Origin of the sequence: Paracoccus sp. PAR01 (genome assembly GCF_014851995.1) — a bacterium.
Classification (GTDB): Bacteria; Pseudomonadota; Alphaproteobacteria; order Rhodobacterales; family Rhodobacteraceae; genus Paracoccus; species Paracoccus litorisediminis.
The window spans coordinates 200,991-217,954 of record NZ_JACVAW010000004.1; the positions used below are offsets into that span (position 1 = coordinate 200,991).

16 protein-coding genes are annotated in these 16,964 nt (G+C 63.0%); 4 read left to right on the forward strand and 12 right to left on the reverse strand.

Features of this window, described 5'->3' with window-relative positions:
• Nucleotides 1–101: 101 nt before the first annotated feature.
• The 8 genes from IB235_RS09845 to IB235_RS09880 form a co-directional block, all read right to left on the reverse strand.
• Nucleotides 102–584, reverse strand: a complete 483-nt coding sequence (locus tag IB235_RS09845) for a carboxymuconolactone decarboxylase (protein WP_192336559.1) — start codon at nucleotides 582–584, stop codon at nucleotides 102–104.
• A 25-nt stretch (nucleotides 585–609) separates the two neighbouring features.
• On the reverse strand, nucleotides 610–1,317 hold the full coding sequence (locus tag IB235_RS09850; protein ID WP_192336560.1) for a hypothetical protein: 708 nt from the start codon (nucleotides 1,315–1,317) through the stop codon (nucleotides 610–612).
• A 19-nt stretch (nucleotides 1,318–1,336) separates the two neighbouring features.
• Nucleotides 1,337–2,191 (reverse strand): alpha/beta fold hydrolase, encoded by an 855-nt coding sequence (locus IB235_RS09855; RefSeq protein WP_192336561.1) that lies wholly within the window; start codon nucleotides 2,189–2,191, stop codon nucleotides 1,337–1,339.
• A 96-nt stretch (nucleotides 2,192–2,287) separates the two neighbouring features.
• Entirely contained in the window at nucleotides 2,288–3,217 is a 930-nt protein-coding gene (locus IB235_RS09860; RefSeq protein ID WP_192336562.1) for an AraC family transcriptional regulator, read from the reverse strand.
• A 16-nt stretch (nucleotides 3,218–3,233) separates the two neighbouring features.
• Entirely contained in the window at nucleotides 3,234–4,715 is a 1,482-nt protein-coding gene (locus IB235_RS09865) for a catalase (protein ID WP_192336563.1), read from the reverse strand.
• A 27-nt stretch (nucleotides 4,716–4,742) separates the two neighbouring features.
• Nucleotides 4,743–5,372: an isochorismatase family cysteine hydrolase gene (locus IB235_RS09870; protein WP_192336564.1), complete on the reverse strand. Its 630-nt coding sequence runs from the start codon at nucleotides 5,370–5,372 to the stop codon at nucleotides 4,743–4,745.
• 105 nt (nucleotides 5,373–5,477) lie between these two features.
• On the reverse strand, nucleotides 5,478–6,038 hold the full coding sequence (locus IB235_RS09875) for a cysteine hydrolase family protein (protein WP_192336565.1): 561 nt from the start codon (nucleotides 6,036–6,038) through the stop codon (nucleotides 5,478–5,480).
• Between the two features lie 30 nt (nucleotides 6,039–6,068).
• Entirely contained in the window at nucleotides 6,069–6,899 is an 831-nt protein-coding gene (locus tag IB235_RS09880) for an alpha/beta fold hydrolase (RefSeq protein ID WP_370576872.1), read from the reverse strand.
• A gap of 273 nt (nucleotides 6,900–7,172) precedes the next feature.
• Between IB235_RS09880 and IB235_RS09885 the strand changes: the two genes are divergently transcribed.
• The 3 genes from IB235_RS09885 to IB235_RS09895 all read left to right on the forward strand — a co-directional run bounded on the left by IB235_RS09885 (nucleotide 7,173) and on the right by IB235_RS09895 (nucleotide 11,220).
• Nucleotides 7,173–7,373 carry a hypothetical protein gene (locus IB235_RS09885; RefSeq protein ID WP_192336567.1) on the forward strand — a complete coding sequence of 67 codons (201 nt, stop codon included), beginning with the start codon at nucleotides 7,173–7,175 and terminating at the stop codon, nucleotides 7,371–7,373.
• A 566-nt stretch (nucleotides 7,374–7,939) separates the two neighbouring features.
• The gene (locus IB235_RS09890) at nucleotides 7,940–10,747 is read left to right on the forward strand and encodes a winged helix-turn-helix domain-containing protein (protein ID WP_370576870.1); all 2,808 of its coding nucleotides are present in this window, start codon (nucleotides 7,940–7,942) and stop codon (nucleotides 10,745–10,747) included.
• 311 nt (nucleotides 10,748–11,058) lie between these two features.
• On the forward strand, nucleotides 11,059–11,220 hold the full coding sequence (locus IB235_RS09895) for a hypothetical protein (RefSeq protein WP_192336569.1): 162 nt from the start codon (nucleotides 11,059–11,061) through the stop codon (nucleotides 11,218–11,220).
• Between the two features lie 181 nt (nucleotides 11,221–11,401).
• Here IB235_RS09895 and garD read toward each other — a convergent pair whose 3' ends face one another.
• Together garD and IB235_RS09905 are read right to left on the reverse strand one after the other, a co-directional pair.
• On the reverse strand, nucleotides 11,402–12,949 hold the full coding sequence (gene garD / locus IB235_RS09900) for a galactarate dehydratase (RefSeq protein ID WP_192336570.1): 1,548 nt from the start codon (nucleotides 12,947–12,949) through the stop codon (nucleotides 11,402–11,404).
• An 84-nt stretch (nucleotides 12,950–13,033) separates the two neighbouring features.
• Nucleotides 13,034–14,398: an MFS transporter gene (locus IB235_RS09905; RefSeq protein WP_192336571.1), complete on the reverse strand. Its 1,365-nt coding sequence runs from the start codon at nucleotides 14,396–14,398 to the stop codon at nucleotides 13,034–13,036.
• A 350-nt stretch (nucleotides 14,399–14,748) separates the two neighbouring features.
• Here IB235_RS09905 and IB235_RS09910 point away from each other — a divergent pair, with 350 nt between their 5' ends.
• Complete coding sequence (locus IB235_RS09910; RefSeq protein ID WP_170297634.1) at nucleotides 14,749–15,486, forward strand: FCD domain-containing protein; 738 nt, start codon at nucleotides 14,749–14,751, stop codon at nucleotides 15,484–15,486.
• A gap of 6 nt (nucleotides 15,487–15,492) precedes the next feature.
• Here the strand turns inward: IB235_RS09910 and IB235_RS09915 are convergent, their stop codons facing one another.
• Together IB235_RS09915 and IB235_RS09920 are read right to left on the reverse strand one after the other, a co-directional pair.
• On the reverse strand, nucleotides 15,493–16,260 hold the full coding sequence (locus tag IB235_RS09915) for a pyrroline-5-carboxylate reductase (RefSeq protein ID WP_192336572.1): 768 nt from the start codon (nucleotides 16,258–16,260) through the stop codon (nucleotides 15,493–15,495).
• Nucleotides 16,257–16,883 carry a TetR/AcrR family transcriptional regulator gene (locus IB235_RS09920; protein ID WP_192336573.1) on the reverse strand — a complete coding sequence of 209 codons (627 nt, stop codon included), beginning with the start codon at nucleotides 16,881–16,883 and terminating at the stop codon, nucleotides 16,257–16,259. Before IB235_RS09920 ends, IB235_RS09915 begins: the two co-directional genes overlap by 4 nt.
• Between the last annotated feature and the right edge of the window lie 81 nt (nucleotides 16,884–16,964).

Genomic DNA, 16,964 nt, shown 5'->3' on the forward strand with positions numbered 1-16,964 from the left:
CTTGAGAAGGTCTTTCGGTTGCGAGGCATGGCTGACCTTGCCTGACAGTTGGGCGCGGATCGCGGGGGCGGTGGGGAGGACGGCGATCCGCGCCCTTTCCCTCATGCCGCGCGTGTCAGTTTCACGCCGGGAAAATTGACCGGCACGTCCTGCGCGACATTGAGGTAATCGGCAAAGAGATTAAGGGCGACATGGGAGATGATCTCGGCCACTTCCTCATCGCCCAATCCCGCAACCCGCAGGGCATCGACATTCGGGGCGGCGATACGTGGGTCGGTCGAGCGACCCGCTTGTGCCTCGGCAATTTCGACGCTGCTGGCACCGGCCTTGCGGCCGACGCCCTTATGCGTGGCAAGGCAGTAGGTGTAATTGTTGCGGTCGGCGATCTGCTCACCCAGCTTCGCGCCGCGCCGGCCAGAACGAAGCGCGGCGAACGACCCCCACATGCTGCTCGGCGCGGCTGGGGAATTGGCGACTGCCTTGAGCATGTCTGGGACCATGCCAAAGGCTCGCCTAATCCGGGAAAATTGTTCGGCGGTGATACCCATCGCACTGGACGGGTCGATCAGACTGATCCGGCTCATCTGCGGTCCTTTCATCTGGAAATGGTCAGTCCAAGGGCGCCACCTTGCCCGGCAGGCTCAGATTGCCCGAGGCCACCTTGAAGACATTGCTGACGCAAAGCAGGGGCGCGTGCAGGTTGCCATTCACCTTCAAACCCGCCGTGACCCCGTCATATGAGGCCCCGGCAATCCCGCCGATCAGTTGCAGCGGGATTTCGACATCCACCGCGTCGCCCTTGAAGGTCGTCGGGTATTCGGGGCTGTCGATCAGCAGCGGCACGCCCGGCCATGTCGCGGGCAGCTTCGGCTTGGCCCCTTCGGGAATGTCGATGACCTTCAGCCCGCCGCCGCAGGCCTTGTCCTCGGCCAAAACGACCCAATGCGGATGCCAGATGTCGCGATTGACGCCGCCATTGGCCGCATCGTCGAAATCGGGGTGAAAGGTCACGGCCAGCGCGACGATGCCCTGCTTGGCCTCGAACCCGATCTCGGCGCTGTCGAGCGAGGTCGGCCAGACATAGGCATAGACATCCGAGCCCTCGAACTTGCCGGTTGCGGCTGGTTTTTGCGCGCCGGCCTCGCCCCGGACGCGGGTCGAGAAAATCGCCGTCTCGTCCTTGATCGAAATCTTGGTCTCGATGATGTCGAAGGCCGCCTGCACGGCCTCGGTCGGCTCGGATTTAACGGAATGGGCATGGACCTGCCCGACCGAGGCAAGCAGCGCAAGCGAGGCGCAAAGATGGATGCGGGTCATCGGGCTTTCTCCCTGTAGGTCACTGGTTACGCACGAAACTGGCAATGATATCCGCCGTAAGCTGCGGATGCTGGTGCTGCGGCCCGTGCCCGGCCTGAGGGAAGGTGACCAAGGTGACGCTCGGCAGGACCTCGTTCAGCGCAAACCAGTTCTCGACCGGGAAGATGATGTCGTGATCACCGCCGATATGCAGGATCGGGACCCGCGTCGATTTCAGCATTTGCAGGACCGGCTCGGCGGGAAATGCCGGGCTTTTCGGACCATGCGCAAGCAAGGGACGCGCGAATTCGACCGGAACCGGGGGCGACAGATCCTCTTTTCTGCCCTCGATCCGCGCCTGAGACCGCACCGCAGCCGCGCGGCTTTTCTCGGATTTCGGCTCAAAGAACAGCGCGGTGATATCCTCGATCGAATAGCTGTCCTTACCGGCGAGGTCATAGAAAAGCTGCTCGGCCAGTTTTACCAGATCGCCCGGCGGCGTGGTGCCAATCAGCGCAAGATGGCTGATCCGGTCGGGATAAAGGGTCAGCGCGGCCTGCGCGGCCATGCCGCCCAGGGACCAGCCGCCCAGAACGACATCGCGCAGACCCAGCCCCGCAATCAGGTCGCGGGGATCGGCGGCCATCTCGACCGGGTTATAGGTCGGGGTTCCGTCCGAAAGACCCAAACCGGAATAGTCAAAGACGATGACCTGAAAGCCTTGCCCAACCAAGGCCTCCAGAAAGGCCGGGTCCCAGAGGTCCATCACCCCGCGAAAACGGTGGCATAGAATGATCGGACGCCCCTTGCCCATCGCGCGATAAGCGAGCGTCCGGCCATTGACCGTCAGGTAATCAGTGGGCGAGGTCGTTGCGGAAATCTGCTGGATATTCATATCTTTCCTCCGATCAGCGGGGGATTGGGACAGGCAGTTCAGCCAAAGCCTAGCTTTTGCCGGTGGGGGCGTATTGTAAGCGATTGCTGCGTCGGATCAGACGCGGCGCGCCCTTAGCCACCTGCCCGGAGGCAGCCCGACAATATTGCGGAAGTATCTGGTGAAATGCGCCTGATCGTAGAAACCGACCGCCAGCGCGACATCGGCAAGGGTCGATTCCGGTTCCTGCAACAGCGCCTGCGCCACGCGCACCCTTTCGCGGATCTGCCAGATATGGGGCGATACCCCCAGCGAGACCTTGAAGGCGCGGCAGAAATGAAAGGGCGAAAGCTGGACCAGATTGCACAACTCGCTCAGCCGGATGTTTTCGGTCAGGCGGGCGTGCATGTATTCGATGATCAGCCGCCGCTCGGCAGGTGACAGCCCGCGCGGGCGATCCTCATGCGGGCGCTCGATCCGGGCCAGGTTTTGCAGCAGGGCCAGCGCCAACATGTCGTCCCGCAGGGTCTCGGGCTGTTTGCCACCTTCGCAAGCCGCCTCATATTGGCGGGCGATGTGCAGCAGCGCCGGATCATGGAACATGTAGCGGGGGCGGAAATCCGAAGGCTCATAGCCTTCGCCAAGCTGACGGCCCAGATTGGCGACGTCGAATTGCAGGACCAGCCAGCGCAGCGGCCCCGAGGGGTGATCGAAAAATCCCCATTGCCGCGCACCGGGTGCCGCAACGGTCATCTGATGCGGCGTATCATGCGTCGGGACGGGTCTGCGGCGGCCATGCGGGCCGATCATCACGCGCGCATCGGGTTGCGACAGCATGACGATCAGCCGCGAACAATCCGCCTCATCGGCATTGACCGAGGGGCGCAGGCACGAGGCCTCGACCACCTTGGCACTGAGAAAGGTCCATGCCGAGACCGACCTGATCCCATAAGAGATCCCCTCATGACGGATCGTCGAGACCTGCTGCCAGGCTTCGGGGCCAAAGCTTGGCTTTGCCTGCGCTGCTCGGGCAAGACTGGGGCGCATGCGATCTGGCCCCGGTTCACGGACCGACTGACGCCAGCCGGTCCCGCGCAGCGTCATCGGCCACGGGATCTAAGGAAAGTGCGGCGGCGATGCCTGCGCCATAGGCCGGATCGGCCCGCGTGCAATTCGCGACATGGCGTTGCCTGACCTCAATACCCACCCCGGCCATGGCGCGGGCGGTGTTCTGGAACAGGCGCTGGCGCTCGTCCAGCGTCATCAGGCGGAACAACGCGCCGGGCTGCTCGAAATGGTCGTCGGTCAATCTGTGGTCGTAATGATCCACCGCACCTTCCAGCGGCAGCGCTGGGTCCGCTTGTCCCTGACTGGTCCATTCATCGACCGAGTTCGGCCAATAGGCGATGGTCGATCCCGCATTGCCATCGACCCGCATCTGTCCGTCGCGATGATAGGAATGGACGGGACAGCGCGGTGCGTTGACCGGGATGCTCATGTGATTGACGCCCAGCCGATAGCGTTGCGCATCGCCATATGAGAAAAGCCGCGCCTGCAGCATCCGGTCGGGCGAAAAGCCGATGCCGGGCACGACATTGGCCGGGCTGAAGACGGCCTGCTCGACCTCGGCAAAGACATTTTCGGGGTTGCGGTTCAACTCCATCACCCCGACCTCGATCAGCGGGTAGTCACGCTTGGACCAGACCTTGGTCAGATCGAAGGGATCGTGGCGATGGCTGCGCGCCTGTGCCTCGGTCATCATCTGCACGCAAAGGGTCCAATGCGGGAAATCGCCACTTTCGATGGCGGTATACAGGTCGCGCTGATGGCTTTCGCGGTCTTCGCCGATCAGGGCTGCCGCCTCGTCATCGCGAAGATTCTGGATGCCCTGCCCGCAGCGCCAGTGGAATTTCGTCCAGACCCGTTCATTCGCGGCATTGATCAGGCTGAAGGTGTGGCTGCCGAAGCCGTGCATATGACGATAGGAACGCGGGATGCCGCGATCGCTCATCACGATGGTCACCTGATGCAGGGCCTCGGGCAGCAGCGTCCAGAAGTCCCAATTGCTATGGGCGTTGCGCATCCCGGTCCGGGGATCGCGCTTGACCGCGTGGTTCAGGTCGGGAAAGCGCAAGGGATCGCGAAAGAAAAAGACCGGCGTATTGTTCCCGACAAGATCCCAATTGCCCTGTTCGGTATAGAATTTCACCGCGAATCCGCGAATGTCGCGCTCGGCATCCGCTGCGCCACGTTCACCCGCGACGGTCGAGAAACGCGCGAAGACCGGCGTCTGTTTTCCGATCTGCGAAAACAGCGCCGCACTGGAATGGCGCGTGATGTCGCCGGTCACGGTGAAGGTTCCATATGCGCCCGAACCCTTGGCATGCATGCGGCGCTCGGGGATCACCTCGCGGTCGAAATGGGCCAGTTTCTCGATCAGCCAGATATCCTGCAACAGCGCGGGACCGCGACGGCCAGCAGTCTGGATGTTCAGGTTATCGGCCACCGGTGCGCCATTGGCATGGGTCAGGGGCTTGTCGCTCATGTCATCCGCCCTTTACTGGGTCGAGGTTCAGACGCTGTCGAGCGCCGCGATGAATTCGTGACTGGTCAGGATCGCATGCGCATAGGTCGGGCCGTTCACCTCATGCGCGTTGTGCAGCGCCTCGGGGCTGGCGGCGGCGGTCGCATCGCGGATCAGCGTCACGTGATAGCCAAGCTCGGAGGCGAAGCGCCCGGTGGCTTCGATGCAGGTATTGGCGATCAGCCCGATCAGGACGACATGCGTGACCTTGCGCTGTTTCAGCAGCAGATCCAGATCGGTATTGGCAAATCCGCTGGCCCCCCAATGTTCCTTGACGACGATCTCGCCCGCCCGGGGTGCAAAATCGGGAAACCATTCCGCGCCCCAACTGCCCTTGGCAAAGACCTGATGATGCGCGGCCCCCAGCTGATAGGGCGTCGGATGATCCCAGGTCTCGAAATCGCCCTTCTCCCATTGGTGATGCGGGACGATGAAGACATGCAGGTCGGCTGCCCGCGCCGCTGCAAGAACCTTGCGCAGGTTATCGTGCAGACCCAGACCGGTCGCGACCTGTTTTACCAGGGGCCATAGCTTACCGCTCTCGGCCAGAAAATCGTTGTAAGGATCGACGAACAGCAGCGCCGTTCGGCCCGGATCATAGGATGGGGGTTGGGACATCTGCGGCAGTCCTGTACGGCGAAATTTCGGGAAAGTCTGGTCCCGCGCATTGCCAAGGGAAATTCTACGACCGTGTGGCGGGGCCAAACCTTCGGATAGGCCGGATCAGGCGGCCTTGGCGGCTTGGCCCAGATATTCATCGGTCGAAAGGGCCTTGGCATAGGCGAATGACAGCGCCGACATGAAGGCGGCATGGGCCATCGCTGCCGGGACGCGGGTGCCGTTGAATTCCAGATCGCGAGAGGCGCAGGCGTCATGGACCAGCACCACAGCATAGCCGAAATCGGCCGAGGCGCGCGTCGCCGCATCGACGCACATATGGCTCATATTGCCGCAGATCACCACTTCCGAGATGCCGGCTCCGTCAAGATGGGGCTTCAGATCCGTGCCCAGATAGGAATTGATCTGATGCTTCAGCACGACATGCTCGCCCTCAATCGGTGCGACGGACGCGTGGATTGCGGCCCCCTTGCTGCCGGGACGAAAGAAGGGGGCGGCGGCGCTTTCGAATTCGTGGCGGATATGCACGACCAGATCACCCGCTGACCGCGCCGCGGCGATCAGGCGCGCGGCATTCGCGGCAGCCTCCTCGACCCCGACCAGCGGCCAGTCGCCATCGGGGAAATAGTCATTCTGGATGTCTATGACGATCAGGGCCTTGGGCATGACGCGCACCTCGCATTCGGGATGGGTTGATCAGCTTTGGAAGAAGGCAAGCAGGTCGGCATTGATCACGTCGGGATGCGTCGTGCACATGCCGTGATCGAAACCGGGATAGGTCTTGAGCACCCCGTTTTTCAGCAGCTTCGCAGAAAGCGGGGCCGAGTCCGCATAGGGCACGATCTGATCGTCATCGCCATGCATCACAAGGACGGGGACGCTGATCGCCTTCAGGTCCTCGGTGAAGTCGGTTTCGGAAAAGGCCTTGATGCAGTCGTAATGGGCCTTGGCCCCGCCCATCATGCCTTGCCGCCACCAGTTCTCGATCACGCCCTGACTGGGCGCCGCGCCGGGGCGGTTGTAGCCATAGAACGGCCCCGAGGGCACGTCCTTGAAGAATTGCGCCCGATTGGCAAGGAAGGCCGCGCGAAAGCCGTCGAATACCTCGATGGGCAGGCCACCGGGATTGGCCTCGGTCTTGACCATGAGCGGGGGGACCGCGCCGATCAGCACGGCCTTTGCGACCCGGCCCGGCTTTGCCCTTGCGACATAGCGCGCGACCTCTCCGCCTCCGGTCGAGTGGCCGACATGGATTGCACCCTTCAGGTCAAGCTGGTCGGTCAGCGCCGCGACATCGGCTGCATAGGTGTCCATCTCATTGCCAGTAAAGGTCTGGGTCGAGCGGCCATGTCCCCGCCGGTCATGAGCGATGACCCGGAACCCCTTGTCCAGAAAGAACATCATCTGGCTGTCCCAGTCATCCGACGACAGTGGCCACCCGTGATGAAAGACGATGGCCTGAGCCTCTCGCGGGCCCCAGTCCTTGTAGAAGATTTCGGTGCCGTCGGAGGTCGTGACATAGGACATGATGAAATCTCCCTGTTTGGTGGTGGCATCGGCGAGGGCCGGAAAGGGTGGCAGCATAGTTGCGGTCAGCGCCGCGCCACCTGCGATCAGGATACCACGCCGCGTGGCGTCGGGGAAAATCGGTGGATTGCGGGTCATGGGCACCTCGGGGCTGTAGGGCGGTGGGATGCGGCTTGGTCATGCTGGGCAGTACGGGGCGAACTGACGAGTAAATCGTCGCAAAAAATTGCAAAGCAGCGTCATGCCGGGACAAGGCGATAGGTGCCGTCGCGGATGGCCTTGGTGATCGCTACGCGGTTCCAGATGCTCTCAGGGCGCGCGGTCGAGCAGTTTCCGCCGGTTTGCGAGCGCCCGCTTGATGCCAAAGCCGAGATCATCACTCAACAAGAACCGCCGATCCTCGACCGGCAGATTTTCCGGCTTCGCGCTTGGACCAAAGACATGCGGCCGACATCGTCATGGGTAATCGGGTAGCCCCGCTTACAACAATCACCCAAGGTCTCGCCCGACTTGTCGGGCAAAGGCCTGGGTAAGGATGGGCTTGGTGAGATGAACCGGCTCGATCCCGGCCCTCTTGAGGTTGTCGGCCAGCCGCCTGATGCGGGGCTGGAAATTCCAGCCCGCACGGTTGTCGATCAGGACTCCCGCGCGGATCAGCGGGACATTTGCTTGCACCCACGTCCCGAATCCACCGACCCCAAATGTAGCCGAATTCGGCCCGCTCCTCAGGAGTGGCATTGGGCAACAGCATCTCGGGTGACAAGTCTAGGAAACGCCCTTAAAGGCCCGAAATTCAGCCAAATTCGAGCCTGTCAAACGCCATCATCCCCTGCGTGAGATTATCGCCGGCAAGAGGCTGCGGTCGTTGCAGTGGACGATTTGCAATAGCCACGCCATTCCGCGCATTGGCGATCAAGAGGGGCGAATAAAATAGGGCAGCAGGCGATTCCACGCAATATCGTACTTCGGAAGGGCGACAGCGCTGCGCATGGCCATTAGCATTCCACCATCGATCCCTGATTTCGGTAATGAGGTGAGTGGTGGAAGGCGCGTTTCAGTCCTCCGGAACGGGATATGAGGTCCGCTTCGGAGAGTATCGTTTCCTTCCCGGCTCGGGCGTCCTGTTGCGGCAAGACAGCCCGGTCAGGATTGGCAGCAGGGCCAGGATGCTCCTGCGGACGCTCGCGCAGAACCCAGGAGAGACGATCGGCTATGCCGAGCTGATCTCCTCGGCCTGGCCCGGAATTCATGTCGATGAAGCGAACTTGCGCGTGCAGATGTCGGCGCTCAGGCGGTTGCTCGACGCCGGGTCGTCGGGGCCGTCCCATATCTCGAACACTCCCGGTCGGGGATATGCACTGACCTGTCCGCCAGTCCCCAACCCTGGAAATCAGCTTGGGGCCGGCTTGAACGCAATGGGCCTGATCTCGCCCCTGTCCTCGATGATAGGCCGGGGTGAGGATGTTGCCATTGCCCTTGACCGCCTGCAGCGGCATCGTTGCCTTAGCATTGTGGGACCGGGTGGGATCGGCAAGACCCGCCTTGCTGTCGAACTGTGCTGGTGCCTTGCCGATGACGATCAATTTCGGATCTGCTTTGTCGATCTGGCGCCGCTTGCTTCTGCCGATCTCGTGCCGGCAGCCATCGCCGCGACGTTTGGTGGGACGGGCGATCCGCATAACGCGCCTGAACAGCTTATCCTTGCGGCGGTCAGGGCGACCCCGACCCTGCTGGTCCTCGACAATTGCGAACATGTGCTGGAGGTGACTGCTGCGCTTGCCGGACGCCTGTTGCTGCAAGCGCCGGACCTGCGCATTCTGGTCACGAGCCGCGAGCCGTTTCTGATCGATGGCGAGGCCGTCCTGCGTCTTGGCGGACTTGAGCTACCCCCCGAAGGCAACATGCCCCCGTCGCTTGTCGAGGCGCTCAACTATCCGGGCATCGAACTGCTGGTCGAACGGGCGATGGCCGCGCAAAGCGTTTCTTTCTCGGATCAGGATGTGCCCGCGCTGGTCCAGATTGCGCGTCGCCTGGACGGCATTCCACTTGCCATCGAACTGGCTGCCGGTCGGATCGAGGCGATCGGCGTCGAGGCCCTTGCCCATGCGCTTGAAGGGCAGATCAGCCTTCTTGACGGCGGCAAGCGCACGGCATTGCCGCGTCATCGCACGCTGGCCGCAACGCTTGAATGGAGTTTTGACCTGCTATCCGAGGATGAGCGGAACCTGCTGGTGATGCTCAGCGTCTTTCAGGGCGAATTTCAGTTGGAGGCTGCCGGGCAGGTTTCAAAAAGTGAATTCGAGAGCCTTCTGCGGCTGGTCGCCTCGCTGGTCACGAAATCCTTCGTGATCGTCAGCCGCTCGGGCCAATCGGTGCGCTACCGCCTGCTGGAGACGACGCGCGCCTTTTGCGCCTCGCGTCTGGCGGACAGAGCGGATGCGCCCGAAATCCAGCACCGCCACGCCGCACATCTGGTCACCGAACTGGCGCAGGCCATCCGGATCGGCGGCACCAATGCAGAGGGCAGAGGTGACCACAATGCAGAATTGCGCCGGATCGCGGCCGATATCCGCGCGGCCATCGCCTGGGGATTGCGCGAGGGCGGAGATGCACGGCTTGCGGTGCAACTGATCGTCGAGAGTGGCCCGATGTGGCTGCGGCTTTCGATGCTCAAGGACTACGCTCTGGTCATCGAACGGGCGATCGACATTTTCGCGAACCATCCCGATCTTGACGAAACCGATCTGGTCTGGCTTGCGCCCAGCCTGCACAAGGCCTGGTACAATTCACTGGGCCTGTCGCCAAAGGTTCAGCCGATGCTGATCAAGGCCATCGATGTGGCACATCGGACGGAAAACCGAAGCTGCCATCTTGACTGTCTCTGGGCGATGTTTGGGACCCGCCTGACCCAAGCCAGATATGGCGATGCTCTGATCTATGCCCGCGAATTCCAGCAGGTCGCAGAGGCCTCGGGCGATACGGCGCAGATCGCGATGGCACATCGCATCGTGGCGCTCAGCATGTGGCGGGACGGGAATCTTGCCGATGCCGCGCGTCATGGACGGGCGGCGCTGCGATCGAATGCGCAGATGACGGCCCATGTCCAACTGGACCTGATGTACAAGCAGGGCGTGACGTCGCGGGCGAACATGTCGAACCTGCTATGGCTGACCGGTCAGGCCGATGCCGCGTTGGATCTGGCACATGAGGCGGTGACGGTCGGGTTGTCGGGCGATCTGCTGGGGCTGGCCTATGGCCTGGGAATGATGATCATTCCGCTGACCTTCTGGGTCGGGGACATCGAACAGGCCGAGTCGCTTTCCGCCCTGCTGATGAAGATCTCGGCCGAGAACGATTACAGTTATTGGGGGCGCTGGGGTCGAACCTACCAAAGCGCGGTCCACCGCCTCAAGCACGGAACGGCGGCGCCCGACGATGCCATCATTGCTTACGCGGACGAGTTGGACGGGCTGCACCGCCATATCCTGGCTACGATCCTGCCGGGCCTTCCCATGGCATGGATCACGCAGATGGACGGAGAGGAAAAGCGGCACTATCCCCATTGGAGCACCGCCGAATTGCAGCGTATCGCAGCGGTGCAGCTTCTTTCCGGCGGTGATGCCGAGGGTGCACGCGCGCAGTTGGAATTCGCGTTTGAGACAGCCCGTAGTCAAGGCGCCATGGCTTGGGAGCTTCGCATTGCAACAAACCTGGCCGAACTGGACCTGCATAGCGGGTATCAGACCCTGGCGCGGGACAGACTCTTTGAGAGTCTCAGGCGCATGACCCAAGGCACGAAAACTCAGGATGTAAGGCAGGCGAGGCGGCTGCTGTCGGCCATAAAGTGAAGCTCGGCGGCGGCTTTACTGCTGTTTGGGCAGGAAAGGCTGACCGGATCTTCAAGCATTCCGTGGCCAGAACTGATCACAGCCAACTGGTGACCAATTGGGGAATGCCGCAGCGCTGAAGATCTATCAAGGATCGTCGGTAGATACCCGCAACGCTGCGTTGCCATTGCAAACGGCCAAGAATGACACGTCGCCAAGGGCTAAGCGCCCTCGCTGGTCACCTCCTTCCGCGTGGTGTCATTTTTGGGATGGCCTGAGATCATGGTCAGGTAGTTTGAGCGGTGATGCTGGGAATAGGGGCGATCTCCTCCATGACGATCTGGGCGAAGGCCTCGTCCATCGATGGCGCGGCGGGCAGCCGCTATAATACCTTCCTGCCCGAGCACCTGCTGAAGATCGCGACCATGTATCACCTGCCCGACGATCAAGGGCGCATCGGCGGCGCGCTACGTCTGCAAAGCACCTCGGATTGAACGGCGTCTTTGATCCACGTCTGGCCGAGTCCCCGATCCGTCAGGGCGGTTACGGCACTCTCGACCTGACCGCAGGCTATGCAACAGAACGATTGGGCTTCTGACCATGAATACCCCCGCCCAATAGAAAAACCCCGCCCTGCGCCTGCAGGACGGGGTGATTATTGCCGGGTTTCCCGGATCAGGTCACGGGGGCGGGGTTGAAGACGGCCAGCGCGTTATGGATGCCCCAGACATCCGACCACGGCTTCTTGCGGCCGCTGGCCACGTCAAGGATCAGCTCGAACAGTTGCTGGCCGACCTCCTCGATGGTGGCCTCACCGGTGGCGACGGGGCCGGCGTCGAAATCCATCAGGTCGTGCCAGCGTTTCGCCAGATCGGTGCGGGTCGCGACCTTGATGACCGGGGCTGCGGCCAGACCGTAGGGCGTGCCACGACCGGTGGTGAAGACCTGAAGCGTCATGCCCGAGGCCAGCTGCTGCGTGCCGCAGACGAAATCCGAGGCAGGCGTCGCTGCAAAGATCAGGCCCTTTTTCGTCACCCGCTCACCCGGTGCCAGCACCTGCGAGATCTTGCTGCTGCCGGATTTCGCAATCGAACCAAGAGCTTTCTCGACGATGTTCGACAGCCCGCCCTTCTTGTTGCCGGGCGAGGGGTTGGCGCTGCGATCGGTACGACCCTGCGCCAGATAATCGTCATACCATTTCATCTCGCGCAGCATGGCGCGGCCGGTTTCCTCATCGGCGCAGCGGGGCGTCAGCAGGTGGACCGCATCGCGCACCTCGGTCACTTCCGAGAACATAACGGTGCCCCCTGCCCGCACGATCAGGTCGGCGGCATAGCCAAGCGCCGGGTTCGCGGTCACGCCCGAAAACGCGTCCGAGCCGCCGCATTGCAGACCGACGACCAGTTCCGAGGCCGGGACGGTTTCGCGGGTGCGGCGGTTCAGCTGCTCCAGCCGTTCCTCGGCCATGGCCAGAATGCCGTCGATCATCGCCTGAAAGCCGGTGAAGCCCTCATCCTGCAGGCTCAGCACATTGCGCATGGCTTGGTCCGAGGGCAGTTCCGGCATCAGGGTCTCGGGGCGCAGCTTCTCGCAGCCAAGGCCGACGACCAGAATCTCGCCACCGAAATTCGGGTTCCGGGCCAGGTTCTGCAGGGTGCGGATCGGGACCACGGCCTCGGGGGCGTTGATCGCCACGCCGCAGCCGTAAAGATGGTTCAGGCCGACAACGTCATCGACATTGGGGTATTTCGGAAGCAGGCGTTCCTTGATGATGCGGACGGCATGATCGACCACGCCCGCCACGCAATGCACCGAGGTCGAGATGCCCAGCACGTTGCGGGTGCCCACGGTTCCGTCGGCATTGCGGTAGCCCTCGAAGGTATAGCCTTCCAGCGCAGGCAGATCGGCGGGAACCTTGGTCGCCAGCGGCAGGCTTGCCAGTTCCGGCGGCGTCGGCAGTTCCAGCAGCAATTCGTTGACCCACGATCCGCGCGGCAGGGCCTTGATCGCATAGCCGATGACCTCGCCATAGCGGGTGATCGCGCCGCCTTCGGGGATGTCGGCCAGCGTGACCTTATGGGCCTGCGGGACGTGATCGATCAGGGTGATGTCACCCATCTGCGTCCCGGCGGGCAGGCCGCCGGAATTGACGACGATGGCCACGTTGTCGCTGGGGTTCAAACGGATCGAACGGGGGGCTTCCATGGCTACCTGCTGGTTCATCTCGGGCTCCTCGGGTTGCGCCGGAACCGGCGCAGGAATGTCACGTAAATGGCGGCAACCCGAGGGCCGCCGCCAAGACTGTCATCACGCGTTTTGCGCGACCAGCGATTTTTTCAGCTCGACCCGCTCGATGCGGCCGACAAAGACCAGCATCATGAACAGGGCGACTGCAGCGCTAAGACCGACAAAGACCAGCGCGCTGTTGAACGACCCGCCGCTGGCCTGCACCAGATAGCCGATGACGATCGGCGTCACGATGCCGGCCGAGTTGCCGAAGGTGTTGAACAGGCTGCCCGAGATGCCGCCGGCTTCCTTGGGCGAGGTATCCGACACGATCGCCCAGCCCAGCGAGCCCACGCCCTTGCCGAAGAAGGCCAGCGACATGAAGAAGATGACCAGCGCGTTCGAGTCGACATATTCGCAGGCCAGCATCGACATCGCCAGGAACATGCCGATCACGATCGGCGTCTTGCGGGCGACGGTCAGCGAATAGCCGCGTTTCAGCATCTGGTCCGACAGCCAGCCGCCCAGCAGCGCACCGGCAAAGCCGCACAGCGCCGGCAGCGAGGCGACAAAGCCCGCCTTCAGGATCGACATGCCGCGTTCCTTGACCAGATAGATCGGGAACCAGGTCAGGAAGAAATAGGTCAGGATGTTGATGCAGAACTGGAACATATAGACGCCCAGCAGCATGCGGCTGGCCAGCAGTTCCTTGATGCATTTCATCGTGTCGACGGTCTTGGGCTTCGCCGCGGATGCGGCATAGTCCAGATCGACCAGCGCGCCGCCCTCACGGATATAGTCAAGCTCGGCCTGATTGACGCCCGGATGCAGGCGCGGCGGGAAGATGAACTTGCCCCAGACCGCAGCCAGCACGACGCCAAGCGCGCCGATGATGTAGAACACTGCCTCCCAGCCGAAGGTGTGGACGATGAAGCCCATCAGCGGCGCGAATGCGGCAGTGGCGAAATATTGCGACGAGTTGAAGATCGCCGAGGCAAACCCGCGTTCCTGTTTCGGGAACCAGGCCGAGGTCAGCCGGGCATTGCCGGGGAAGCAGGGCGCTTCAGCGGCACCGACCGCCAGACGCAGGCCGAACAGCAGCGCGACAGCGGCGCCACCGGTCAGGAAGCCGACCAGGCCTTGCGCCATGGTAAAGACCGACCACAGCAGCAGGCCCCAGAAATAGACTTTGCGCGAGCCGTGCTTGTCCAGCATCGTGCCCATCGGCAGCTGCGCCAGCACATAGGACCAGGCAAAGGCCGACATGATGTAGCCCATCTGGACCGAGGACAGGCCGAGGGCTGCGCTCATGTCCTTGCCCGCCATCGACATGGTCGCGCGGTCGGCATAGTTGATCGTGGTCGCGATGAAGAGCATCGCAAGAATGCCCCAGCGGGCATTGGTGCGCCGGGCCTCTGCCGCAGCAGAGCCCAGATGTGTGGACATATCCAAAGGCTGTTCCTCCCGAGCCTGTATCAGTTCCAGACGACCTGAGCGGTGCGGGTCGCGCATTATCCGCTGGATCAGGGCGCGGGGATTCGTCCCGTCGCAAGCCGTTGAACCGGTTGGATTTTCAGGTCGCCATGCAGTTACATGTCATACAACTATGCGATTCACCGCCGGTTTGACAATACAAATAATACAAGTTGGCGGGACGCCGCCCGCCATCCCCTGCCGCAGCCCCCTTGCCACAGACCCTGCCCCGCACAAGGTGCGCCCCTACACATGGCGCGCGCGACGGACTATCTTTCGCCGCGGAGGAGGCGTCGCACCCGTCGCGACGCAAGGAAATACAAGTGGAAAGCAGATTGAGGGACGACAGGACCATCCCGGACGAAAGCGCGCGCGGCGCAGGCGCAGCCACGCTGGCCGACCAGATCTATGACGAGATCCTGCACCTGATCCTGAACAAACCCCTGCCCGAAGGCAGCCGTCTGCCGACCGAGGCGCAGTTCTGCCAGATGTATTCGGTATCCCGGACCGTCGTGCGCGAGGCCCTGTCGCGGCTGAAGATCGACGGCATCGTCACCTCGCGTCAGGGTCAGGGCAGCATGGTGCTGCGCAAGCCCAATGCGGGCGTGCTGGATTATCCCGATATCGGCAGCATCGCCACGATGCAGCGGCTGTTCGAATTCCGGCAGGTCATCGAATGCGAGGTCGCGGGTTTTGCGGCGACCCGCCACACGCCCGAACAGCTGGCCCGGATCGAGGCCGCGCATCGCGCCGTGGACGTGGCGCTTGCCGCCGGTGCGCATGGGATCGAGGAAGACCGTCTGCTGCATCTGGCAATTGCCGAGGCGGCGCATAACGCCTTCCTGCTTGCGGCTTTGGCCTCGGCCGGGCCACAATTCGTCAAAAGCATCGAATTTGCCCGCAGCTTGTCAGGCAGGCTCAGCCCCGGCCGCATCGCATTGGTCAGTCAGGAACATGCCGCCATCGTCGAGGCGATCCGTGCCCGCGATGCGGAAGCCGCGCGGGCCGCGATGGCAGAGCATCTGACCCGCACCCGCACCCGCGTCTTCCTTGAGGAATAGGGCGGTTCAGCCGCCCAAGCTTGCCGCCTTGCGGGTCGCCGCGGCAAAACCTTCCTGAAGCGCAGTGTCAAAGCCCAGCCGCTGCGCCTCAAGCAGGCCAGCGGCGGTGGTCCCGGCATAGTCGACATAGCTTTGCACCATGGCCTCGGCCTCGGCCATGCGGCCCGACAGCAGGCGCGCGGCGTCGCAGATGACGGCCTCGGCGGCGTGTTCGGCGACCGAGCGGGGCAGCCCCTGATCGGTCAGATAGCGCATGATCGCCACCGCCATCAGCGCCGGATAGGCCGGACCGGCACCGGGCACGGCGGTCATCAGGTCCAGCTGCGATTCCTCGGTCAGTTCTTCCTCGCGCCCGATGGCCGACAGGATCGCGGCGATCCGCGCCCGGTCCTGCCGGGTCACGTCCGGCCCCGCCACCCAAGGCGAATAGGACGCCCCGATCTCGGCCGCGGCATTGGGGATGGCGCGGACGGTGCGCGGCCCGATGGCCGCGATCGGCACCCCCGCCATCACCGACAGCACCAGCCGCCCCTGCCCCGCGAAATCCAAGCCCGGCCAGTCCTGCGGGCGCACCGACAGCACGACGACTTCACTGCGCTCGACCAGATCGCGGCAATCGCGCGCCCATTGCACCTTGTGGCCGAAATAATCCTCGCGCGGGCCAGAGCGGTTCAGGATCACCAGATCCTGCGCCTCGACCGTCTCGGTCGCCAGCAGCGCCCGCCCCAGTGCCGCGCCGATCCAGCCGGTGCCGCCAATGATGCCGATGGTCATGAGGCCTCCTCCAGTCCCGCCCGGAACCGCGCCAGTTCCGCCGCATCGGGGCGGCGCCCGGTATAGATTTCGACGTAATGCGGAATGCGTTCAAGCCGCGTGGTCAGGCTTTCGCGCGTCTGCATCGAGATATAGCCGATCTGAACCAGATAGACCGTCCGCGCCCGGACATCGGCGTCCTTCGGGTCATGGCCCCAGCGCATCAGCAGGGATTCGATCGCGGATAGCCGCGCGGCATCGGCCTGCTGCAACCGGGTCATCATCGCCCCATCGCTTAGCGCCCAGCTGCGCGCGGCGAATTCCAGCCTTGCGTCGAAACGCTCGCTCAGGAAGCAGCCGATCATGTTCAGCATCGCCTCGGTCTTAGTCGCGGCAAAGGCATGGCTGGCGGCGACCAGCGGCGCGGTGGTGCGTTCCGCCCACAACCCGGCCAAGGCGTCCAGCAGCGCCGCCCGATCCTTGAAAAACCAGTAGAACGAGGTCCGCGACAGCTTCAGCCGCGCCGCCAGGGGCTGGATCTTGACCGCATCGACACCGTTTTCGATCAGCGCGTCATAGGCCGCACTCAGCCACAAATCGGGCGAGCCGCGCCAGCCGGCATCCTGTTCCTGAACGCTATCCATGCCTCCAGACTAGGGCCGCCCGCGCGCTTGGGCAAGAAAATGTTCAGTCATGAACGAAAACTTGACACATGTGAACAGTTT